The 21,137-nt window shown below is 70.3% G+C and carries 20 protein-coding genes; 9 read left to right on the top strand and 11 right to left on the bottom strand.

Translation table 11 applies throughout. The features are described from left to right. Positions 1–183: 183 nt before the first annotated feature. The 5 genes from AB0F72_RS20530 to AB0F72_RS20510 all read right to left on the bottom strand — a co-directional run bounded on the left by AB0F72_RS20530 (position 184) and on the right by AB0F72_RS20510 (position 6,042). Positions 184–996: an enoyl-CoA hydratase gene (locus AB0F72_RS20530; RefSeq protein WP_360433450.1), complete on the bottom strand. Its 813-nt coding sequence runs from the start codon at positions 994–996 to the stop codon at positions 184–186. Next, entirely contained in the window at positions 993–1,982 is a 990-nt protein-coding gene (locus tag AB0F72_RS20525) for a nitronate monooxygenase (RefSeq protein WP_360433447.1), read from the bottom strand. The genes AB0F72_RS20530 and AB0F72_RS20525 overlap by 4 nt, the downstream gene beginning before the upstream one ends. Beyond that, positions 1,979–2,743, bottom strand: coding sequence for a 3-hydroxyacyl-CoA dehydrogenase (locus AB0F72_RS20520; protein ID WP_360433444.1), 765 nt, complete (start codon positions 2,741–2,743; stop codon positions 1,979–1,981). The genes AB0F72_RS20525 and AB0F72_RS20520 overlap by 4 nt, the downstream gene beginning before the upstream one ends. Positions 2,744–2,899: 156 nt before the next feature. Continuing rightward, on the bottom strand, positions 2,900–4,195 hold the full coding sequence (locus tag AB0F72_RS20515) for an extracellular solute-binding protein (protein WP_360433442.1): 1,296 nt from the start codon (positions 4,193–4,195) through the stop codon (positions 2,900–2,902). Further along, on the bottom strand, positions 4,192–6,042 hold the full coding sequence (locus AB0F72_RS20510; protein WP_360433439.1) for a VWA domain-containing protein: 1,851 nt from the start codon (positions 6,040–6,042) through the stop codon (positions 4,192–4,194). Before AB0F72_RS20510 ends, AB0F72_RS20515 begins: the two co-directional genes overlap by 4 nt. A 783-nt stretch (positions 6,043–6,825) precedes the next feature. On the opposite strand from AB0F72_RS20510, the gene AB0F72_RS20505 reads away from it, so the two are divergent. The 3 genes from AB0F72_RS20505 to AB0F72_RS20495 are packed head-to-tail and all read left to right on the top strand — an operon-like array spanning position 6,826 to position 9,413. Beyond that, the gene (locus tag AB0F72_RS20505; protein WP_360433436.1) at positions 6,826–7,323 is read left to right on the top strand and encodes a gamma carbonic anhydrase family protein; all 498 of its coding nucleotides are present in this window, start codon (positions 6,826–6,828) and stop codon (positions 7,321–7,323) included. Positions 7,324–7,366: 43 nt separating this feature from the next. Next, complete coding sequence (locus AB0F72_RS20500) at positions 7,367–8,359, top strand: serine hydrolase (RefSeq protein ID WP_360433433.1); 993 nt, start codon at positions 7,367–7,369, stop codon at positions 8,357–8,359. 10 nt (positions 8,360–8,369) lie between these two features. Next, the gene (locus AB0F72_RS20495; RefSeq protein WP_360433430.1) at positions 8,370–9,413 is read left to right on the top strand and encodes a zinc-dependent alcohol dehydrogenase family protein; all 1,044 of its coding nucleotides are present in this window, start codon (positions 8,370–8,372) and stop codon (positions 9,411–9,413) included. A gap of 6 nt (positions 9,414–9,419) precedes the next feature. Here AB0F72_RS20495 and AB0F72_RS20490 read toward each other — a convergent pair whose 3' ends face one another. Beyond that, positions 9,420–11,717, bottom strand: a complete 2,298-nt coding sequence (locus AB0F72_RS20490) for a pyruvate dehydrogenase (protein ID WP_360433427.1) — start codon at positions 11,715–11,717, stop codon at positions 9,420–9,422. Between the two features lie 131 nt (positions 11,718–11,848). Between AB0F72_RS20490 and AB0F72_RS20485 the strand changes: the two genes are divergently transcribed. From AB0F72_RS20485 to AB0F72_RS20465, 5 genes are all read left to right on the top strand, one after another. Continuing rightward, positions 11,849–13,339, top strand: coding sequence for an IMP dehydrogenase (locus AB0F72_RS20485; protein ID WP_360433424.1), 1,491 nt, complete (start codon positions 11,849–11,851; stop codon positions 13,337–13,339). A 148-nt stretch (positions 13,340–13,487) separates the two neighbouring features. Beyond that, a complete protein-coding gene (locus tag AB0F72_RS20480) occupies positions 13,488–14,792 on the top strand; it encodes a cyclopropane-fatty-acyl-phospholipid synthase family protein (protein WP_360433421.1) in 1,305 nt (434 codons plus the stop codon). 335 nt (positions 14,793–15,127) lie between these two features. Next, a complete protein-coding gene (locus tag AB0F72_RS20475; RefSeq protein WP_360433418.1) occupies positions 15,128–15,463 on the top strand; it encodes a hypothetical protein in 336 nt (111 codons plus the stop codon). Continuing rightward, positions 15,460–15,603 (top strand): hypothetical protein, encoded by a 144-nt coding sequence (locus tag AB0F72_RS20470; protein WP_360433415.1) that lies wholly within the window; start codon positions 15,460–15,462, stop codon positions 15,601–15,603. Before AB0F72_RS20475 ends, AB0F72_RS20470 begins: the two co-directional genes overlap by 4 nt. 105 nt (positions 15,604–15,708) lie before the next feature. Further along, a complete protein-coding gene (locus tag AB0F72_RS20465; RefSeq protein ID WP_360433412.1) occupies positions 15,709–16,695 on the top strand; it encodes an SEC-C domain-containing protein in 987 nt (328 codons plus the stop codon). 97 nt (positions 16,696–16,792) lie between these two features. Here AB0F72_RS20465 and AB0F72_RS20460 read toward each other — a convergent pair whose 3' ends face one another. From AB0F72_RS20460 to AB0F72_RS20450, 3 genes are read right to left on the bottom strand one after another with little or no spacing between them, the layout of a single operon-like run. After that, positions 16,793–17,215, bottom strand: a complete 423-nt coding sequence (locus AB0F72_RS20460) for a hypothetical protein (RefSeq protein WP_360433409.1) — start codon at positions 17,213–17,215, stop codon at positions 16,793–16,795. A gap of 19 nt (positions 17,216–17,234) precedes the next feature. Then, positions 17,235–17,495: a hypothetical protein gene (locus AB0F72_RS20455; RefSeq protein WP_360433406.1), complete on the bottom strand. Its 261-nt coding sequence runs from the start codon at positions 17,493–17,495 to the stop codon at positions 17,235–17,237. Then, positions 17,492–17,869, bottom strand: coding sequence for a DUF2089 domain-containing protein (locus AB0F72_RS20450; protein ID WP_360433403.1), 378 nt, complete (start codon positions 17,867–17,869; stop codon positions 17,492–17,494). Before AB0F72_RS20450 ends, AB0F72_RS20455 begins: the two co-directional genes overlap by 4 nt. Before the next feature lie 146 nt (positions 17,870–18,015). On the opposite strand from AB0F72_RS20450, the gene AB0F72_RS20445 reads away from it, so the two are divergent. Beyond that, positions 18,016–18,477 (top strand): DUF4396 domain-containing protein, encoded by a 462-nt coding sequence (locus AB0F72_RS20445; RefSeq protein ID WP_360433401.1) that lies wholly within the window; start codon positions 18,016–18,018, stop codon positions 18,475–18,477. A gap of 13 nt (positions 18,478–18,490) precedes the next feature. Here AB0F72_RS20445 and AB0F72_RS20440 read toward each other — a convergent pair whose 3' ends face one another. Together AB0F72_RS20440 and AB0F72_RS20435 are read right to left on the bottom strand one after the other, a co-directional pair. Next, on the bottom strand, positions 18,491–19,474 hold the full coding sequence (locus AB0F72_RS20440) for a HAMP domain-containing sensor histidine kinase (protein ID WP_360433398.1): 984 nt from the start codon (positions 19,472–19,474) through the stop codon (positions 18,491–18,493). A 174-nt stretch (positions 19,475–19,648) separates the two neighbouring features. Continuing rightward, entirely contained in the window at positions 19,649–21,091 is a 1,443-nt protein-coding gene (locus AB0F72_RS20435; protein ID WP_360433395.1) for an ATPase domain-containing protein, read from the bottom strand. Between the last annotated feature and the right edge of the window lie 46 nt (positions 21,092–21,137).

The following is a 21,137-nucleotide window of genomic DNA, read 5'->3' as shown; positions in this document are numbered from 1 at the left end:
GTGGAGTTCGCTGGAGTGTGTGGACTTCGGGCGCGGTCCGCACCGCAGTTCCACACGCGGGGTGGAGTTCGCTGGAGTGTGTGGACTTCGGGCGCGGTCCGCACCGCAGTTCCACACGCGGGGTGGAGTTCGCTGGAGTGTGTGGACTTCGGGCGCGGTTCGCACCTCAAGTTCACACGCACGTTAGCGGCCGGCGAAGGTCGGCGTCTGTTTCTCTCGGAACGCGGCTACCGCGGTCTGGAAGTCCGCGCTGGTGAGCAGCGCCGACTGGCCGTCCAGTTCGCGCCGCATGCTGTCCTCGAGGCCGCCGAGCGTGGCCGCGTTGACCGCCCGCTTTGTCGCGGCCAGGGCGAGGGGCGCGGCGCGGGACAGGCGGGTGGCGAGATCGTCGACGTCCGCCACGAGCGCGGCCGGGTCGGCCACGCGATGGATCAGTCCCCACTCGGCCGCAGTTGTCGCGGGGAGCCGGTCGCCGAGCAGGGACAGGTACATGGCGCGGGCACGTCCGATGCCGGCCGGGACCAGCAGGGTCGCGCCGCCGTCCGGCATCAGGCCGACCTTGACGAAAGCCAGCTGGAAGAAGGCGTCCGACGAGGCCAGGACCAGGTCGCAGGCGAGCGCGATCGAGCAGCCCACCCCGGCGGCCGGGCCCTGCACGGCGGCGACCACCGGCTGCGGCACCGCGGTGATGCTGCGGATCACCCGGTTCGCGGCGTGGATCGTCCCGGCCGGTGACGAGATCTCGGTGACCGTGGTGAGGTCCGCGCCGGAGCTGAACGCGCGGCCCGCGCCGGCGAGGACGATCACCCGCACGTCCGGATCCTCGCCGGCCTCGGTGATCAGGTCGGCCAGGTCGCGCAGGACGGTCTCGGTGACCGCGTTCAACACGTGCGGCCGGTTGAGGGTGATCCGCAGAACCGGCCCGTCCCGGTGACAGCCGATCTCCGGCGTCGCGCCGGTCCCGGGGCCGCCGGGGCTCGGGTCCGCCGCGGTCACAGGGGCACCGCCGTCGCCCGGCGCAGGCGGTTGTCGATGAGCTCGACGGCCTCCGTGACGATGCGCTCGATCAGCTCGCCGCAGGTGGGCACGTCGTGGATCAGGCCCTGCACCATGCCGACGGTCCAGATGCCCGCGTCCAGGTCGCCGTCGTCGAAGACCTTGCGGCCCCGGGATCCGGCCACCAGTGACGCGATGTCCGGGAACGTGCCGCCGCCCTGGAGGATCTCCACGACCTCGCGGCTGACCGCGTTGCCGGCCACCCGGGCGGTGTTGCGCAGCTGCCGGAAGATCAGCTGGGTGCCGCGCTCGTCGCCGTCGACGATGGCCTGCTTGACCTTGTCGTGGATCGGGGACTCGGCGGTGCACATGAACCGGCTGCCCATGTTGATGCCGTCGGCGCCGAGCGCCAGCGCCGCGACCAGGCCGCGCGCGTCGGCGAAACCGCCGGAGGCGAGGACCGGGACGGTGAGCCGCTCGGTGGCCGCCGGAATCAGCACCAGGCCGGGAATGTCGTCCTCGCCGGGATGCCCCGCGCACTCGAAACCGTCGATGCTGACCGCGTCCACGCCGACCGCCTCGGCCTTAAGAGCGTGGCGGACACTCGTACACTTGTGAATGATCTTGATGTTGTGGGCCCGGAACATCTCCATGTGCGGCTCCGGGTTCGACCCGGCGGTCTCCACGATGGTGACTCCGGAGTCCACGATCACCCGGCGGTACTCGTCGTAGGGCGGCGGTGTGATCGCCGGCAGGATCGTGAGATTCACGCCGAACGGCTGGTCGGTGAGCCGCCGGGCACGCTCGATCTCGGCCGCGAGATCCGCCGGGGTGGGCTGGGTCAGCGCGGTGATCATGCCGAGGCCACCGGCCTCGGAGACCGCGGCGGCGAGCTCGGCGCGGCCCACCCACTGCATGCCGCCCTGCACGATGGGGTGGCGGATCCCGAACGTCTCGGTGAACCGGGTGCTCAGCGCCGCGCTCATCGCGGTGCCATCCGGATCGCGCCGTCCAGCCGGATCGTCTCGCCGTTCAGCATCGGGTTGCGCACGATGCTCGACACCAGGTCGGCGTACTCGTCGGGTCTGCCGAGCCGGGCCGGGTGCGGCACCTGCGCGCCGAGCGAGGCGCGGGCCTCCTCCGGCAGGCCGGCCAGCATCGGCGTCTCGAACAGGCCCGGCGCGATGGTGACCACGCGGATCAGCGACTGGGCCAGCTCCCGGGCGATCGGGACGGTCATGGCGGCGACGCCGCCCTTGGACGCGGAGTACGCGGCCTGGCCGATCTGCCCCTCGAACGCGGCGACGGAGGCGGTGTTGACGATGACGCCGCGCTCGCCGCCGACCGGCTCGGCGTGCGCGATGCGCTCGGTGGCCAGCCGGATCACGTTGAAGGTGCCGATCAGGTTCACCTCGACGGTCCGGCGGAACAGGTCCAGCGGGAACGGCCCGTTCTTGCCGACCACGCGGGACGCCGTGCCGATGCCCGCGCAGTTCACCACCACCCGCAGCTGTCCCAGCCCGGCCGCCACGTCGAGCGCGGCGGACACCGACTCCTCGCTCGTCACGTCGGCGGGGCTGAACCGGACCGCGTCACCGAGGTGCTCGGCGACGTCCTTGCCGTCGGAGGAGGGCAGGTCGACGATCACCACCTTCGCGCCCTCGGCGGCGAGGGCCCGCACGGTGGCGAGGCCGAGGCCGGAGGCGCCGCCGGTGACGAGCGCGACGTCGTGTTCGGTCAGTCTCACTTCAGATCCCCTTCGCAGTCCAGCCGGACCGCCGGCAGCGGGGTCCGCGCCTGCCGAGTCTTCACCGTGAGACCAGAAACAGTCAAGGCTGTCTGTTAAAGCGGCCACCTGGCGGCACTGTGGCCGCTCAGGGCGGTCGGTCCTGACCGTTGCCCGCTAGACGATGCGGCCGTTCAGCGCCTCGGTGAGCCGCTTCACCGCGTCGTCCGGCAGCTTGCCGTCGTCGTTCAGCGTCTGCGTCACGATGTCCTGGAAGGTGCTGCTGAACAGCGCGTAGTGCGTGGTCTCCGGCCGGGCCCTCGCGTTCTCCACGGCCTGCTTCAGCGTCGAGGCGTACGGCTGGAATTTCAGCACCGCCGGGTCGTTGTAGGCGGCCGTGCGGGTGGCCGCCAGCCCTCCGTCGCGGAACAGCCGGCGCTCGCTCTCCTCGCTGGTGAGGAACTGGATCAGCTTCTGCGCCGCCCGGGGGTTGTCGGTGCTGCTCGCCACCGCCAGGTTCTGCCCGCCCAGCACACTCGGGCCGGGCAGCGACCGGACGTCGAAGTCGGTCAGCGGCTTGTCGCCGGAGCGCAGCTGCCCGTACGCCACCGGCCAGTTCCGCATCAGCGGGACCTTGCCCTCGCGGAACGCCTCCCGGCTGGTGTCCTCCCGGAACGTCATCGACTTCTCGTGCACGGCCGGCGGCAGGTCGTCGACCCGGTGCATCGCCTCGGACAGCTTCCGCAGGCCGGCCCGCGCCTCCTTGCTGTCGATCACGACCAGGTCCTTCTCCCGGTCGTACACCTCGCCGCCCTCCGCCCAGATCGCCTCCAGGGCGCTGACGGTGAGCCCCTCGTACGCGTCGAGCGGGGTGACGAAACCGGCCTCCATGTCCGGCATGGCGTTCCGCAGCGCCCGCACGTCGTTCAGCCCCGGCGGCAGCGCTTCCGGCAGCGCGCTGCCCGGCACACCCTTGCGGTAGTAGAGGAGGCCGGCGTCGGTGTTGAACGGCAGCGCCCACAGCTTGCCCTCGAACCTGCAGGTCGCCAGCGGCGGACCGAGGAAGCCACTGGTGTCGATCGTGTCGTCCAGCGGCAGGATGTAACCGGCCGAGGCGAACGCGGCGGTCCAGGTGGTGTCCAGGTTGTAGATGTCGGCGTCCGAGACGTCCGACTGCGCGGTCGCCCGCATCTCGCTGTGCTGGGCGTCCGCGCTCCGCGGCAGGCTCACCAGCCGGGCCGGTGTGTCCCGGTTCTGCGCGTTCCACTCCTCGATCAGCTTCTGCCGCTGGCCGCCGGTGCTCTCGTCCGCCCCCGAGTAGATCACCAGCTCGGCGCGCCCCGGCTGCTGTTGCTGCCGCGGCTCGTCCGGTTCCCTGAACACGTTGCGGGCGGCCACCGCGGTGACCATCACCAGCATCCCCAGCAGGAATCCGACGAACCAGGTGAACGGCCCGGACAGCAACTTTGTCACTTTCCACTCCACAACGTCTCGAAGAGCCGTGTCATCGTCTCCGGCAGCTCCTGCGCGCCGGCCGGAAGACAGGCGCCGCGGCCGGCGCGGGCCAGCTGGTACAGCGGATCCGGACCGGTCGTGCCGCCGCCGTCCTCGCAGCTGGCCTCGCCGGTCGCGATCACGTACAGCCGGACGTCCGCGCCGGCCGCCCGCTTGACCTCGGCGATCGTCCGCTCCAGGCTGAGGTTGCCGCTGGTGTTCTCACCGTCGGTCAGCACCACCATCGCCCGGATCCGATCGCCGCCGCCCGGCTCGGCGAGCTCGCGCATCCCGGCCGCGACAGTGGTGTAGAGCGGCGTCGCGCCGGCCGGCTTCACGGTGCGCAGCGTGTCGACCACCGTGGTGCGGTGCTGCGGGGTGCCCGGTCCCACGCTCACCAGCTCGGGGGAGCGGCGGCCCTTGGCGATCGGGAACGACCAGAGGCCGAACTCGTCCCGCGTGCCGATCTGCCCGAGCGCCTCACCCACGCCCCGCGCCGCGACCTGGAAACGGGTCGTCTTCCCCGGGCCGGCGGGATCCGCCATCGAACCCGAGGTGTCCACGGCCAGCAGGACTCGCCCGGGACGCTTGGCACGCTCGTACAGGGAAAGGGTCTTCTTGGGGTCGCGGGGGAGGCAGGCGTTCAGGGCGAGATCGGCGCACGCGGAATGCGGCTCGCCGAGGCCGGCCTCACGCAGGTACGGATCGGCGTCCTCACCCAGCAGCCAGCCGCGGAACCGCTCGACCTCCTCGCGGTGCCGGGTGCTGGTCCAGGTGAACTGCACGAACGGAAGGTCGAGAGCGGGCGCGGAGGCGAGCACCACCGGTTCCGGCAGATTCAGCGGGGGAGTGCGCGCGGTCGTGCAGCCGGGCGTGCCCAGCGTCTTGCCCTTGATGTAACGCTTCCACGTCCGCAGGCTGGTCAGCGCCGTCTCGGGCAGCTTGCCCTCCCGCAGGTACGCACAGAGCAGGTCGGCCTCGCTGCCCGCCGAGGCCGCCGAGTCCACCACGATCTGCGCGCGGCGGCGGGCCACGTCCGGGCCCACCATCTCGCCCTCGGCGTCGCGCAGATAGACGTCCGCCGCGAGCAGGCCCGCCGTCGAGGACTGCGGATCCGCCGCGGCCAGCGTCGGCGCGAACCCGGGCCGGTCCAGGACGGCCGACACCATCTTGGGCAACGTGTTGTCGGTGGACTCCGGCACACCCGTCACGCTCGTGCCGGCGAGCACGATCGGCGACGACCCGATCGACGTGACACCGGCCAGCGGCGACGGCAGGGTGCCCTTGACCACGATGTCCTCGACCTGGCGCACGTCCAGCATGGAGTCGGGCAGCCAGATGTCCGGGCGCGGCCCGAGGTGTTCCAGCGGGCGCTCCTGCTTCGCGCCGGTCCACATCCGGGCGAGCGCGCCGCTCGCCGCGGACGTGCCGGCGGCGTAGACGTAGGGATAGACGACCGGGCAACCGCCGTTGTCGCGGGCGGTGGCCCGGGTGTACTCCTGCGCGAGCTCGCGGGTGGCCTGCGCGCCGTCCGGCGAGGCGAGGATCCGCAACTCCAGCGCCTGCGGGCAGATGTCGGGCCGGGTGGCCTCGAAGACGACACCGCTCACCGTGACGATGGCGAGCACCGTGCCGCCGATCAGGATGAGCTTGACCCGGCGCGACAGCTTCTGCGGCAGCGAGAAACCCGCCTCGACCGCTTTGGAGAGGCCCGCGACAATGGCGAACGTCCAGAGCGTGACCCCCGCCAGCACGGTGGCGGAGACCGCGAGCACATAGATGTTGTTCGCCCGCTCCAGGGCGACAAGCGCAACGCCCACAATCATCACGGCGAGCAGACCGCCCACGATGCTGTGCAGACGGTGAGCCTTTTCGGACTCGCCTGTTTCGTCAGGCACTCGGAATGCGCCTCCACCGAGAATGCGGATGTTTCCGGGGCCACAGTGCCTCGGCCGCAGGGTTCATTCTAGGGAGCCGCGCAAGTTGATCTATTTGTCGCGGTGGGAATCGTTTTCACATTAGATGGTCGTCAATGCGCTATCGGGGCGGGGCACACGGAGGGACGGGGCACACGGAGGCGGCGTTGGCAGCGGCGAGGGCGCACGGAAGCGCGCGTCAGCGACGGTGGAGGCGCACGGAGCGCGTTCCGGTGGGCGATGAGGGCGCACGGAAGCGGTGCGGGCGCTTTCATCGCTGCCCTGGCACCGGTGCAGGAACACGATGACGTTGGGTGTGCCCTCATCGCTGCTGAACCAGCGGCGTTGCCAGCCGCCCGACCCGCGCCAGCGGCAGGCGTTGCCAGCCGCCCGACCCGCGCCAGCGGCAGGCGTTGCCAGCCGCCCGACCGGCGCCAGCGGCAACCGTGCCCCGCACGCCGCGTGCCCGCATCCGGGGTCAAACTCACGCTTTGCGGAAATGTGCGGACGTCCCGAACTCCACAGAACTCCGCACACCCGGTACCACTCCCCGCAACCGGTCATCGAGCGTGACATCCCGGCGCCTCGACCGGCGTGACCGGCCCCGGCACCCCTTGTGGCGATGGCGTTACCGGCTGCGGCGATGATGGTGCGATGACGCTCGGACCACGTGGGATTTGAGCAAGTGACAACGTGATCGAGATCGGCGGCCACCGGCCGCAGACCGCACCTACCTCCTGGATCGCCCCCGGCGCGGTCCTCGCCGGCCGCGTCGATCTGGGTCCGGACGCCAGCGTCTGGTACCAGGCGGTGCTCCGCGCCGACCTGGACACCATCACGATCGGCGCGGGCACGAACCTGCAGGACGGCGTGGTCGTGCACGCCGATCCGGGCTTCCCGGTCCGGGTCGGCGCGCACGTGAGCGTCGGCCACCGCGCGGTCCTGCACGGCTGCACCGTGGCGGACGAGGTGCTGATCGGCATGGGCGCGATCGTCATGAACGGCGCGCACATCGGCTCCGGCTCGATCGTCGGCGCGGGCGCGGTGATCCCGGAGGGCACGGTCGTGCCCGCCGGTTCGCTGGTGCTCGGCATGCCGGGCCGGGTGCGCCGGGAGACGACCGACGACGAGCGCAAGTCGATCGTGGGGAATGCGACGGCCTACATCGAGCTGGCGAGACAGCACCGTTGACGTACCCCGGTATCTTGATCGTCTCGTCCATCGAGGGAGAGCCATGTCATCGAGCATGTCGCGCCGTTCCGCGCTGGGTCTCGGCGCGGCGGCCGCGGTCGCCGGGGTGAGCAGCCCCGCCCAGGCCGCAGGCCCCACCGGAACGAGGTCGATCAGGAGGGTCTATCAGCGAGAGAAGACCAGGGCGGGCGGCGTCTGGCGCACCCACATCGCCGCCGTGGACGCCACCGGCGCGCTGAAGCCGATCGTCGAGGACGACGCCGACCACGTCACCCACGGCTACAGCGTGCAGAAACTCGCCGTCGCCACCGCCGTGATGGACAAGATCGACCGTGGTGCGCTGACCCTGGGCACCAAGCTCGACCTGCCGGCCGGCATCATCCTCGGCGGCTCGGGCATCTACCACCTGCACCGCGTCTGGGGTGACGAGATCACGGTCGGGAACTTCCTGACCGCGATGCTCCTGGTCTCTGACAACACCGCCGTACGCATGTGTGGTCGTGTCGTCCCGGCGCTGGAGATCAACGAGATCCTGGCCGCCAAGGGGTTCGTGCACACGAGGGTGGAGCCGGTGGCGAACCCGAACCGCTTCTTCCTCGGCACGACGACCCCGCGCGAGACGCACGACCTGCTGTGGCGGCTGGCCACCAAGACGCTGCTGAAACCGGAGTCCTGCGACTTCCTGCTGAGCGTCACCCGCTGGCTGAACGGGTACCACGACGGTGTCCGCCGGGTGATGTCGTCGAAGGAGCGGGAGCGGGTCGCCACCAAGTACGGCGCCGACTTCAACGATCTCGGCGAGTCCCGCCACGAGGCCGGCATCATGTTCAGCGCGGACGGCGTGCCGCTGCTGACCTACGCGATGTTCGCCGAGGGTCTCGGCGACCCGGAGAACTACGGCGCGACCCACCCCGCGGTGGAGGCGCATTCCAAGATCGGTCGCACGATGATGGACAGCCTGCCCGACACCAGGACCGCCAAGAGCACCGCGCCCCGCTCCCTGCCCCACCCGTTCCACCCGGTGGACGGCGGCTGACAATAGGCGCATGCGCGCCGTGGTCATCGACACTGCCAAAACCCTTCCCCGGGTACGGGTGACGCCCGACCCGGTCGCCCCGGACGGCGGCGTCGTGGTGCGCGTCGCGTCGACCGGGATGTGCCGCAGCGACTGGCACGGCTGGGCGGGTCACGACGACGACATCGTGTTCCCGCACGTGCCGGGGCACGAGCTGGCCGGCGTGGTCGTCGAGACCGGCGCGGGCGTCCGGCGCTGGACGGCCGGCGACCGGGTGACAGTGCCGTTCGTCTGCGGCTGCGGCCGCTGCCAGTGGTGCCGCTCCGGGCAGGCGCAGGTCTGCCCGGATCAGCAGCAGCCCGGCTTCACGCACTGGGGTTCGTTCGCGGAGTTCGTCGCCCTGCACGCCGCCGACACCAACCTGATCGCGATTCCCGAGCGGGTGGGCTTCGCCGCGGCGGCGGGCCTCGGCTGCCGGTTCGCCACCGCGTACCGGGCTCTGGTGGGTCGTGCGCGGCTCGCCGAGGGGGAGTGGGTGACAGTGATCGGCGCCGGGGGCGTCGGCCTGAGCGCCGTGATGATCGCGCGAGCGCTGGGGGGCCGGGTGATCGCCGTGGACCGCCACCCGGAGGCGCTGGCCGCCGCCTCCGCACTGGGTGCCTCGCATGTCTTGATAAACGACGGAGAATCGGATGTATCGCAGGAGGTCGCCGAGCTGACCGACGGAGGCAGCCACATCTCCATCGACGCCGTCGGCAGCGAGCAGACCTGCGCCGACGCCATCCTGAGCCTGCGCCGCCGGGGCCGCCACGTGCAGGTCGGGCTGCTCCCCCCGATCGGCGGCCACCCCCGGGTACCGATGTCCCGGGTGATCGGCTGGGAGCTGGACGTCCTGGGCAGCCACGGCATGGCCGCCGCCGACTACCCGGCCATGCTGGAGCTGATCGAGCGGGGCGTCCTTACGCCCGAACGCCTGATCGAGCGCACGGTCGGCCTCGAGGAGGCGGCCGCCCTGCTTCCCGGCTTCGACCGCGCCACCCTAGCCGGAATGACCATGATCGACCCGACACGCTGAGGGAGATCAGGAGATCAGCGTCAGCGCCGCGTCCACGATCGCCGACGTGTCGATGCCGTGCAGCCGATACGCGTCAGCAAGGCTCGACGACTGACCGAACTCGGTCACACCCAGGCACCGGATCCGATCACCCCGGGCCGCCGCCAGGAACGCCAGCGTATGCGGATGCCCGTCCTGAACCGTCACCAGCGGCGTCGCCCGGCCCGCCGGCAGCAGCTCCGCGAGGATGTCCCCGCCCACCCCGGCATCCCGGCTGCCCCGCTGCTGCAACGACCGGAACACCAGGTCAGGACTGGTCAGGCAGATGACACCGGCGTCGACGCCGTGCCCCGCGAGGGCGTCCGCCGCCGCGATCACCTCCGGCATGATCGCCCCGACGCCGACGAGCGTCACCTGGTCCGAGCCGGAACCCGAGATCCGGTACCCACCGGCGACCGCCTGCCGCCGGCGGCGCTCCCGCAGCGCCGGATCGCCGGGCACCCGTGCCAGCGCCGGATCGAGGGGCCGGGTGGAGAGCCGGAAGTACGCGGACGTGCCCCCGTCCACGCCGACCCGGCTCATCGCGTGCAGGAAGCACCACTCCAGATCCTGCGCGAATGCCGGCTCCCACGCCACGCATCCGGGCTGCTCGAGGCCGATCGACGGGGTGGTGATCGACTGATGGGCGCCGCCCTCCGGCGCGAGGGTCACCCCGGACGGCGTGCCGACCAGGATCGACTGCCCGCCGGCGTAGATCCCGTACGACCACGGTTCGAGCGCCCGGGAGACGAACGGGTCGTAGAGCGTGGCGATCGGGATGAGCCGCTCACCCCAGCGTGACCAGGTCGCCCCGAGCTCGCCGAGCAGCGAGACCAGGTTGACTTCGGCGATGCCGAGCTCGATGTGCTGGCCGGTGCTGTTCTCCTGCCAGCGCAGCACCCGTTCGGCGTCGTCGGCGAACCAGTCCCGCCGGTCCTCGGCCGACCACACACCCGTCTTGTTGATCCAGCCGCCGAGGTTGGTGGAGGACGCGACGTCGGGGGAGCAGGTGACGACCCGGGCGGCGGCCTCGGGCGCGTCCCGCGGCAGGTCGGCCAGGAGACGGCCGAGCGCGGCCTGGGTGCTGATCGGCTTGCGGTAGGGGTGACCGAGCTGGGCCGGCACCGCCACCGGCGCGGTCGGCGTCACGGGTTCGCGGCGCAGCGCCTCCCGCCGCCGCGCGCACAGCTGCCCGGCCGGGCCGGCCGGGTCGAAGGGCTGCCACGGCGCCGCGCGATCCATTCCGGACGCCGCGGCGAGGGCGTCCATCTGCGCGGCGGTGAGCAGCGCGGAGTGGTTGTTGGGGTGTCCCTCGGTCGGCAGGCCCCGGCCCTTGACGGTGTAGGCGAACACCACCGTCGGCCGGTCCGTGTCGACCCCGCGGAACGTGTCGACGAGCAGCTCCAGGTCGTGGCCGCCGAGGTCGCGCACGGCGGCGGCCAGCTCGGCCGGGTCGATGTCGTCCAGCAGCGGCTTGAGGTGCGGCGCGTCGGCGAGGATGCGCTCGACGGTCTGCGCCGGGCCGGCCCGCAGGATCCGCTGGTACTCCTCGTTCGGCATCGCCTCGAGCCGGGCGCGCAGCTCCGCGCCGCCGGGCCGTTCGAACAGCCGGGAGATCATCCGTCCCCACTTGAGGACGACCACCTGCCAGCCGGCGGCCGCGAACATGCCCTGCAGCTTGGCGATCTGGATGTCCGGGACGACCCGGTCCAGGGACTGCCGGTTGAGGTCGACGACCCAGAGGAGTTCGCCCATCCTGGCGACGGCCGGGTCCATCACCGCTTCCCAGATGGCGCCCTCGTCGAGTTCGGCGTCACCGAGAAGGCTGACGAATCGCCCGCCGCCGCGCGTACCGGGGAAGCGGGAGGCCAGGTAGCGGTGGGCCATCGCGGCCCAGAGCGCGGCCGTCGCGCCGATGCCGACCGAGCCGGTGGAGAAGTCGACGGTGTCCGGATCCTTCAGCCGTGACGGGTAGGACTGCAGCCCGCCCCTGTCGCGCAGCCGGGGCAGATAGGACTCGTCCAGGTCACCGAGCAGGTAGTTGATCGCGTGCAGCACGGGCGAGGCGTGCGGCTTCACCGACACCCGATCATCGGCGGTGAGCTCGGCGAACCAGAGCGCCACCATGATGTCGACCATCGAGGCGCTCGATGCCTGATGGCCGCCGACCTTCACCCCGGAGTCGTTGGGCCGCCCGGCGTTGGCGGCGTCCACGATCGACGCCGACAGCCACAGCACCCGCCGGGCGATCTCACGCAGGACACCGATGTCAATGCGATCACTCACCGGCAGAGCGTAACGGCAAACCCCCTTTCGGGTACGGGTGACCGCCGCGCGCTCGAGAGTCCGGCTGGTAACGTCATCCGATCGTCACCAAGTGCCGCAAAATATGGCAAACAATTCAAAGGAGTGCAGCAGTGCGGATCCTGCCCGAGATCTCCCGCACCTTCGGTGAATACCTGCTGGTCCCGAACCTCACCGACGAAACCTGCACCCCGGACAACGTCGACCTCTCCGCGCCCCTGGTCCGTCACCCGGTCGGTCAGGAATCGCCGATACGGATCGCCACCCCGCTGACCAGCGCGATCATGGGCGCCGTGTCGTCACCGCAGCTGGCGATCGCCCTGGCGCAGGTCGGCGGCCTGTCGTTCATCCACCAGAACCAGCCGATCGCCGAGCAGGCCGGCATGGTCTCCGCGGTCAAGAAACACAAGGCCGGCTTCCGGCACAACGACGTCAACATCAAACCGTCGGCGACCCTCGGCGAGGCCGACGAGCTGCTGCGATCCACCGGGCGCGACGCCGCGGTGGTCACCGACGACGGCAGCCCGAGCGGCGCGTTCCTCGGGCTGATCACCACCCAGGACTTCAACTTCCACCGCCACCACGTCGGCGACAGCGTGGAGAGCCGGATGCGGCGCGGCGCCGAACTGGTGACCGGCACGGCAGGGATGTCGCTGTCCACCGCCAACTCGCTGCTGTGGGACTCGCGCCAGGACGTGCTGCCGCTCGTCGGCGACGACGGCCGGGTCACCGCGCTGGTCCAGCGCCGCGACTACGAGCTGCACAAACAGTTCAGCAACGAGAGCGTCGACGCCGACAAACAGTTCCGGGTCGGCGCCGGTGTCAACACCCACGACTATCGTGAGCGGATTCCGGCCCTCGTCGAAGCCGGCGCGGACGTGCTCTGCCTGGACTCCTCGGACGGTTATTCGGCGTGGCAGAAGAACGTGCTGGAATTCGTCCGCACCGAGTACGGCGACGCGGTCCGGATCGGCGCCGGAAACGTCGTCGACGCCCGCGGATTCGAGTATCTCGCGGACGCCGGCGCCGATTTCGTGAAGGTCGGTATCGGCGGTGGATCGATCTGCATCACCCGCGACCAGAAAGGCATCGGCCGGGGCCAGGCGTCCGCGCTCGCCGAGATCGTCACGGCCCGCGACGCCTACGCCCAGCGGACCGGGCAGTACGTCCCGCTCTGCTCCGACGGCGGCGTCCTGCACGACTCGCACATGGCGATCGCCTTCGCGTTCGGCGCCGACTTCCTGATGCTGGGCCGCTACTTCGCCCGGTTCACCGAGAGCCCGGCGCCTCTGGTCAAGGTCCGGGGCCAGGCGCTGAAGGAGTACTGGGGCGAGGGCAGCGCGCGGGCCCGCAACGCGGCCCGGTACGGCCAGGGCACCGAGCTGCACTTCGAGGAGGGCGTCGACGGTTACGTCCCGTTCGCCGGCAGCCTGTACGACAACGTCAAGGTCACCCTCGCCAAGCTCCGCTCCACGATGATCAGCTGCGGCTCGACCACGCTGCGCCGCTTCCACGAGACGGCAACCCTGGTCCAGGTATCCCAGCAGACGTTCGTGCAGAACTCCGAGGACATCGAACGCAACGAACGTCCCACCGTGGGCTGATACTCACGTACCTCCGTGAGTCCTTCAACACAAAGTTACAGAAGGGCCTTATACAAATCGCCGGCCCGGGCGGATAGTGAAGTGGTTCGAGATCGACTGCGCTCGGTTCCCGCCCGAGCGCGGCGCGTTCCACCCCCGGGGAGGTCTGATGCCTACCACCACCCACACCGACAGCACCGCCGTCCGGCTGAAAAGCCTGCTCGAGACGCTGCTGCAGACCCCCATGCCGGTGCGCCTGCGCGCCTGGGACGGCTCCGAGGCCGGTCCCGCCGACGCCCCCGTCGTGGTCATCAAACACCGCCGTGCGCTGCGCCGACTGGTCTGGCAGCCCAACCAGCTCGGCCTGGCGCGCGCGTACGTCTCCGGCGAGATCGACGTCGAGGGCGACCTGTACGACGTGCTCTCCCGCCTTGCCGCGCTGCTCTGGACCACGTCCGACAGCAAGGGTGGCGGCAAGCACGTCCCGCTACGCTCAGTGATGGCCGAGGCGTTGCGGCTCGGTGTCATCGGCAGCCAGCCGAAGCCGCCGCCGGAGGAGATGGCGGTCTCCGGCGCCCGGCACAGCAAGAGCCGCGACCGGCAGGCGATCAGCCACCACTACGACGTCGGCAACGACTTCTACCGGCTGGTGCTCGGCGAGAGCATGGTCTACTCCTGCGCTTACTGGACGTCGGACGAGCCGGGCTACGGGCTGGCCGACGCGCAGCGCGACAAGCTCGACCTGATCTGCCGGAAGCTGGGCCTGCGCCCGGGCATGCGGCTGCTCGACGTCGGCTGCGGCTGGGGCAGCCTGGCGATCCACGCGGCCCGGGAGTACGGCGTGCAGGTCCTCGGCATCACGCTCTCCACCGAGCAGGCCGAGTTCGCCCGCAAGCAGGTCGCCGCGGCCGGGCTCAGCCACCAGGTGGAGATCCGGATCCAGGACTACCGGGACCTCGACGACGGACCGTTCGACGCGATCTCCAGCGTCGGCATGGCCGAGCACGTCGGCACCGGCCCGTACCGGGAGTACGCGGGCATCCTCTTCCGCCACCTGAAGCGCGGCGGCCGCCTGCTCAACCACCAGATCTCCGCCCTGCACCCGGCGCCCGCGTCGCCGGACCAGCAGCGCAGCTTCATCGACGCCTACGTCTTCCCGGACGGGGAGCTGGCGTCGATCGGCACCACCGTCGGCCTCCTCGAGGACGCCGGGTTCGAGGTCCGCGACGTGCACGCGTTGCGCGAGCACTACGGCCGTACCCTGCGCGCCTGGGTGGCGAACCTGGAGTCGGACTGGGCCACCGCCGTCCAGCTGACCACTCCCGGCCGGGCCCGGGTGTGGCGGCTCTACATGGCCGCGTCCGCCCTCGCGTTCGAGCAGGCCAACATCGGCGTCAACCAGGTGCTGGCGGTGAAGGCGCACCGGGACGGCGGCAGCGACATGCAGCCCACCCGTCGCGACTACCTGGCCTGACGTGACTTCTTGACGTGACGTGATCACCCGACCTGACGTGACGACTTAACGGGAGGACTTGACTACCTGACTTGACGCGACGACTGACCCTGCTGGTTGATTGAGGAACGCGTCTACCTACGGTTAGGTCTTCGTTGAGGTCCGATTTCCGCTACATCGAGGGCTCGGGGTGCCACCTCGCGATAGCCGGGTAGGCCGAGCTTGATCACATGCCTGAGCGACGGCCCGGCGGAGTCAGCCGTAGACCAGGGCGGTTACCCGGGCTTGATCACATGTGTGGGCTACGGCCGGGTGGCGCGAGCCGTAGGCCAGAGCGGCTATCCGGGCTTGATCACATGCGTGAGCTACGGCCGGGACGGCGGGTTCCAAGATCGTACGGGCACCGCCGCCTGATCCGGATCACCATGGTGATCGTCGCGATCGGGTCGGTCATCACCGCCACCGCCGGCAGCACGCGCTGCTCTGGTTCCCGGCGGCCTGCATCCTGCTTCATGGCCACCCCGTCCGAGCTGGGATTCGGTTTCGGGTACGGCCCGCTCGGCCTGGGGCTGATGGGCCTGCCCGCCAGCATCGGCGCGCTGGCCGACTCGATGGTCTCCGACCGCCTGGTCGGGGCGTGGGGCGCCCGTCCCGTGGTGATCGGCGGCATCGCCGCCCGATCCCCGGCATGAAGCTGGCCGACGAGACCGGATACCAGATCGTCTGGGCCGCGTGCGGCGTCGTGGCCCTGGCCGGCGTCGCGGTCGCCCTGAGCCTGCGCGCCAAGCCCCGCGCCACCGCCGAGCCGGAGCTGGCCCTGGCCGTGAGCTGACCCGCGCCGGCCCCGGCGGCGACCACCGCCGGGGCCGGTCACGCCGCACGGGGAAGTGACCCAGATCAACGGCCGCGCATGCGCGCGACGCAGTAGCGTGACGACGTGCCGTTGAAATCCGATCTGACCAGCGCAGACCTTACTGAGATCCGGGAGTCCGCCCTCGGCGCCGCCGACCCGCTCGGCGTCGCCGCCGAGCTGGCGAGCGCCGCGGAGGCCGGCCGGCTCGCCGACCCGGACGACGCGGGCGTCGCGTTCACGCTCGCCGCCGAGATCGCCGAGAGCCGGACCAAGCTCGACGCCGCCCTGCGATATGTGGAGCGGGCCCTCGACGCGTTCGGCAAACGGGAGGACAGCCAGGTCGCGACCGCCCGTGCGGTGCGCGCCCGGCTGCTGTTCCGGGCCGGCCGCGGCGACGAGGCGATGGCCGAGCTGGAGCCGCTGCGCCCGGCCCTCACCCAGTACCCGGACGCCGCGGCGTACGTCAGTGCCGCCCTCGCGGTCGGCGGCCGTGGCCGGGAGGCCGAGCAGTGGCTGACCGAGGCGGTGAAAGAAGCCCTGGCCGAGCGCGGCGGCGCGGCGGAACCGGCGAGCGCCGAGGACGCCGGGACGCTGTTCTTCCTGCTGCAGCAGCGGCACCGGGTCCGCCACATGCTCGGTCTGCAGCACGACGCGCACGACAACCTCGCCGAGCGGCTGGAGACGAGACTCGCCAACGCGTCCGCCCGCGCGTCCGCCGAACCCGCGAGTGACCTGGTGTTCTGGCCGCAGGCCGCGTTCGACGAGGTGCGTGCGCTGACCGAGGCCTACGGCGCGACCTGGGACGAGCACCGGGCCGGGCTGGAGCGCGAGCTGGTGCGGCTGGCCGGGACCGGCCGGGCCGACCTGGCGGTGCTGCCCGGCTCGGTCGCCGGGCTGACCGCCAACGCTGCCGGCGGCGACCCGGTCAGCGCCGAGAACCGGGTGGGGTACGCGCGTCAGCTCTCCACCGGAAGCGCGCGGATCAGCTGGCCGCCGGAGCGGAACGCGCCGTGCTGGTGCGGCTCCGGCCAGAAGTACAAGAAGTGCTGCCTGCCCCGTTCCCGGAGCTGAGCCCCCGAGGAGCCGCCGGTGTGACGGCCCCCCGGGTTACGATGTCGTTCAGCTAGATCAGAATTGCCCGGGAGGGTGTTCCAGCACCCTCTCGGGTTCATTCACAGAAGACCCGGACCTTGTTGTCCGGCTGGTCCACCTCGACGGTCACCTCGTCGAGATGCTCGATCAGCTCCTCCAGCTGCTCCGGCTTGAGCTGCGTCAGGTCGAACGGGATGCCCGACTTGCTGAGCTCCGTGTTGGCCTGGCTCAGCGCCTGCGGCGGGATCAGCGCGGCCAGCCGCACCCCGGCCCGCAGCAGCTGCAGCGGCACCCGGACGTTCACCCGGCCCGGCTCGCCGCCGTCGTTGGTGTCCACCTGCACGCGCAGGTATTTCGCGGCGCCTTTCGGCCGGGCCTCGGCGCTCGCGGCCACCGGCGGCTGGGTGCGCTCCAGCGCCGCGATCAGCTGCTCCGCCTCCGCTGCGGTGATCTTGCCCTCGGCCAGCATGTCGAGGATGTCCCTGCGTTGCTCGGTCACTGTGATCTCCCTTTTTCGGTTATCGGATGCTGACGAGCACGGCCGAGCGTCCCTCGTGGACGTCGACCCGGGTGCCGGGCAGCGCGCAGACGAGCCGCCAGCCGGCGACGAACGCGCGCACCACGTCGACGCGGAACACCACACAGGCGATCAGTGCCGCCAGCGCGGCCACGATCAGCAGCGGCGACAGCGCCAGCGCGACCGGGAGAACCGGGACCCAGGCGCGGATCGGCGCGCGCCCCGGCCGCTCCACCCGGACGGTCACCAGCTGCGGTATCACGCGTCACCGTCCAGCTCGGCCAGCGCCTGCTGGGTGGTGATCTCACCGCGCCGCAACCGGGCGATCACGTCCGCCCGGGACGGCGCCGGATCCGTCTCGACGAAGTCGAGCGTCTGAGCGATCCGGTTCAGCCGTGACTTGATCGTCGGATAGCTCACCCCGAAGATCCGCTCCATCTCCTTGATCGAGCCGTGGCACCGCACGAACGCCGTGACGAAGACCTGCTCCTCCACGCTGAGCTGGGCCAGCTGCGGCAGCTCGAACTCGCCCTCGATCGCGACGCCGCTGCCCTCCAGGCGGACCCGCTCCACGACGAACGGCCGGCCTCGGGTGAGGTCGGTGAGTGCCTGCCAATCCATCGCCCGCTCTGTCATGGATTAATTTCTACCTTAAAAAACTCAAGACTCCAAGGCGTACCGCATTAACTTCTTTAACTTGGCCTGGCCGTTCGGGATTCTGCGGGCGAGCCGGCGGGGCTTCGTCCTTGGATACCCATACCCCCTTGGGGTATGTTGGAGGCATGACGACTTCTCTCCGTACCCCCGCGTCCTGGCGTGCCGCGGCCCAGGCCACCCTGCACTGCCTGACCGGCTGCGCCATCGGTGAGGTCCTCGGCATGGTGATCGGCACCGCGCTCGGCTGGCATGCCGGACCCACCGTGGTCCTGGCCGTGGCCCTGGCCTTCGTGTTCGGCTACGCGCTGACCATGCGGCCGCTGCTGGCACACGGCCTTCCGCTGCGCACCGCCCTCAAGGTCGCCCTCGCCGCCGACACCGTGTCGATCGCCGTCATGGAGATCCTGGACAACGCGGTGATGCTCGTCGTTCCCGGCGCGATGGAGGCCGGGCTGGCGAGCGGCCTCTTCTGGGGCTCGCTGGCGTTCGCCCTGGCGGTCGCGTTCGTGCTGACCGTGCCGATCAACCGCTGGCTGATCTCGCGCGGCAAGGGTCACGCGGTCGTGCACCATTACCACCACGCGTAGCCCGGCAGGCGGGTCAGCGGCGAGGTGCCGCGTCCACCCGTGGCAGGACGACCGTGAAGGTGCTCCCACGGCCGACCCGGGACTCGACGGTGAGCGCGCCCCCCATACGTTCCGCCAGCAACCGCGCGTATGGCAGACCGAGACCGGTGCCGGTGGCAGTCGACCCGGGCAGCCGTTCGTACGGTTGGAAGATTCGCTCGATCTCGTCGGGGGCGATTCCGGGTCCGGTGTCGGCGACGTCCACGGCGACGTTCCCCGGCTGCACGTGCATGCGAACCTCGATGACGCCGTTCTCACGGTTGTACTTGATGGCGTTGGACAGCAGGTTGGTCAGGACTCGGTGCACATGAACCGGGTCGGCGCGTACCCGCGGCGCAGCGTCGGCAGGGGTGTCCACGGTGATGGTGAGGTTTCGGCGTTCGACGAGTGGGCGGACTGCCGAGACCGCGGAGTCGACCGCTTCTGCCGGGTCCATCACGGTGATGCGGTCGGGTAGATGGCCCGACTCGGCGCGGCTGTGATCGAGTAATTCGTTGACGAGGCCAAGCATTCGTTCGCCGCCCTTGGTGATGTGGTCCAGCAGCTCACCCTGTTCGGGATCGAGGCGCTCGGTGCGCATGAGCTCGGCGGAAGCCAGGACCGCCTGCAAAGGGGTGCAGAGTTCGTGGACGACATGGGCGACATGGAGCCGCATCATGCGGCGTTCGTCGGTAGCCTGCTGCCGCCTGGCCGTCAACCGGTTGATCCGGTCGAGCAGTTCTCGCTGAGGGGCCGGCACGGTGACGACCTCGTCGGCCGCGATCAGGACGCTCTCCGGCAGGCTGGGGCGGTCGGCGGCCCGGGTGAGCAGCATGATCGGGGGGCCGGACCAGGAGCCGGTGTCATCCGGCGCGGGGGCCGGAACGGTCTGGCCGGCGGCGGTGCGTGCCTGCAGCAGCGACCGAGGATCCGCCAGCAACAGATCGACGGGGCAGTCAGCCACCTCGGCGGTGTCCATCACCTCGACGTCGAAGTTGTTGTGAGTCAGGACCCGCTCGATGAGCTGCCGGTTACCTCCGGGGAGCATGAGCAGCCCGATGCGGCTCACCACGTTCCTCCTCCCCGTCGACGGGTTGCGATCCGGCCGGAGAATGGAGCCGGCGGCCGGTCATGGCGGTGCTCGAGCCTCAGATCACCGCGGCGGCGTATCCAGCAGGGTCGGTGTGCCGTGAAGGATTCCGCGCATGTTCGTCAGAGCGGTGCCCACCTTCACGCCGTACCGGGTGATCTCGAATTCGCGCATGGTCTTCTCGAAGTCACTCATCCGCTTCTTCAGCACACCGAGAACCTTGCGCAGTTCGCCGTGAATCTCGATGTAACGCAGATAGATGATATTGTCGGCCAGATAACTGATCGCGTTGTCGGTGGCGCGGAAATCCCCGGTGATGTTGGTGGTCTCGTTGATGAGGATCGTCGTGACACCCATGTTCCGCAGGTACTTGGCGACCGCGTGCAGGTACGTCTCGGGCTGCTCCTCATGCATGCACATCCCGAATCCCGAAATGCTGTCGAGCATGACGATACGGGCATCGGCCTGTTCCACCTGTTCGCGCACCATGCAGCCGAATTGGTCGGCGGTGTAGCGCAACGGCTCGATCTGCACCATGGACAGACTGCCGGTGGCCACCATGTTCGCAACGGGAATGTTGACTCCCTGTGCCCGATACGCGAGCACCTCGGCGTTCTCCTCGAACGTGTACACCACCGAGCGCTCACCGCGTCCGGCCGCCTCCTTCATGAACTGCAGACCCAACGTGGTCTTTCCCACGCCGCTGGGCCCCGACATGATCGTGACAGTGCCACGCTCGATACCGCCGCCCATCAACTCGTCGATCTCCGGGACGCCGGAGGAAAGGGTCTCGGCGACGAAGGGCTTGCCGTGTTCCTGGGGTGTCAGACGCGGATAGACGTGCATTCCATCAGCCTCGATACTCAGACTGTGACTGCCCGGCGCGAACGCCGAGCCGCGCAACTTCGACACCATGACGGTACGTAACCCGCCGTTGTTGCCCATGTGGATGACGCCGTCCGACATGAATTGCATGTCCGCGTCCTGGTCGGCGTGCTGGCTCTCCGAGGCGAACAGAACCGTCGAACCCTGCGCGACGAGAAACCGCAGCAGCGAGAACGCCTGCCGGCGGAAGTGCACCTCGTCGAGCGACAGGTAGCGCAGCTGGGTCATCGCATCGATGAACACCCGCGTGGGGCGGGTCCGCTTGACGGCTTCCATGATCGCTTGCGTCGTCGGTTCGCGTTCCACCTCAGCGGGATGGAAGATGTCGTACGTCTGCCCCTCGGTGAACAACGTCGCTGACGGGGTCAGATCGAGGAAGGTGACCCCCGCCAGATCGAGGCCGATCGACGCGGCGTTGGCGCGCACCTCCGCCTCCGGTTCACCCTGGTTGATGAACAACGTCGGTTCGCCCGCTGTGACGCCCCGGGTGAGGAAGTGCAAGCCCACCGTGGTCTTGCCGCTGCCCGGTCCGCCGCGCACCAGGTATGCCCGCTGTGCGAGCAAGCCGCCGCGGAGGATCTCGTCCAGTCCCTCGATGCCGGTAAGTAACCGGTCCACCACGAGTCACTCCTCACGGCAGGCGTTGATGCCTCCACGATGGCACAGG

The sequence above is a fragment of the Actinoplanes sp. NPDC023936 genome, assembly GCF_040639325.1.
Lineage (GTDB): Bacteria > Actinomycetota > Actinomycetes > Mycobacteriales > Micromonosporaceae > Actinoplanes.
Note: the sequence above shows the minus strand (reverse complement) of the source record. Positions and strands in the feature narration are given on the sequence as shown.

Excerpts from the sequence above, each read along its gene's own strand:
- AB0F72_RS20480 (WP_360433421.1), top strand. The coding sequence starts at position 13,488 with ATGCCTACCACCACCCACACCGACAGCACCGCCGTCCGGCTGAAAAGC.
- AB0F72_RS20450 (WP_360433403.1), bottom strand. The coding sequence starts at position 17,869 with ATGACAGAGCGGGCGATGGATTGGCAGGCACTCACCGACCTCACCCGA.
- AB0F72_RS20475 (WP_360433418.1), top strand. The coding sequence starts at position 15,128 with ATGCGTGAGCTACGGCCGGGACGGCGGGTTCCAAGATCGTACGGGCAC.
- AB0F72_RS20440 (WP_360433398.1), bottom strand. The coding sequence starts at position 19,474 with ATGGACACCGCCGAGGTGGCTGACTGCCCCGTCGATCTGTTGCTGGCG.
- AB0F72_RS20470 (WP_360433415.1), top strand. The coding sequence starts at position 15,460 with ATGAAGCTGGCCGACGAGACCGGATACCAGATCGTCTGGGCCGCGTGC.
- AB0F72_RS20495 (WP_360433430.1), top strand. The coding sequence starts at position 8,370 with ATGCGCGCCGTGGTCATCGACACTGCCAAAACCCTTCCCCGGGTACGG.
- AB0F72_RS20445 (WP_360433401.1), top strand. The coding sequence starts at position 18,016 with ATGACGACTTCTCTCCGTACCCCCGCGTCCTGGCGTGCCGCGGCCCAG.
- AB0F72_RS20510 (WP_360433439.1), bottom strand. The coding sequence starts at position 6,042 with ATGATTGTGGGCGTTGCGCTTGTCGCCCTGGAGCGGGCGAACAACATC.
- AB0F72_RS20525 (WP_360433447.1), bottom strand. The coding sequence starts at position 1,982 with ATGAGCGCGGCGCTGAGCACCCGGTTCACCGAGACGTTCGGGATCCGC.
- AB0F72_RS20500 (WP_360433433.1), top strand. The coding sequence starts at position 7,367 with ATGTCATCGAGCATGTCGCGCCGTTCCGCGCTGGGTCTCGGCGCGGCG.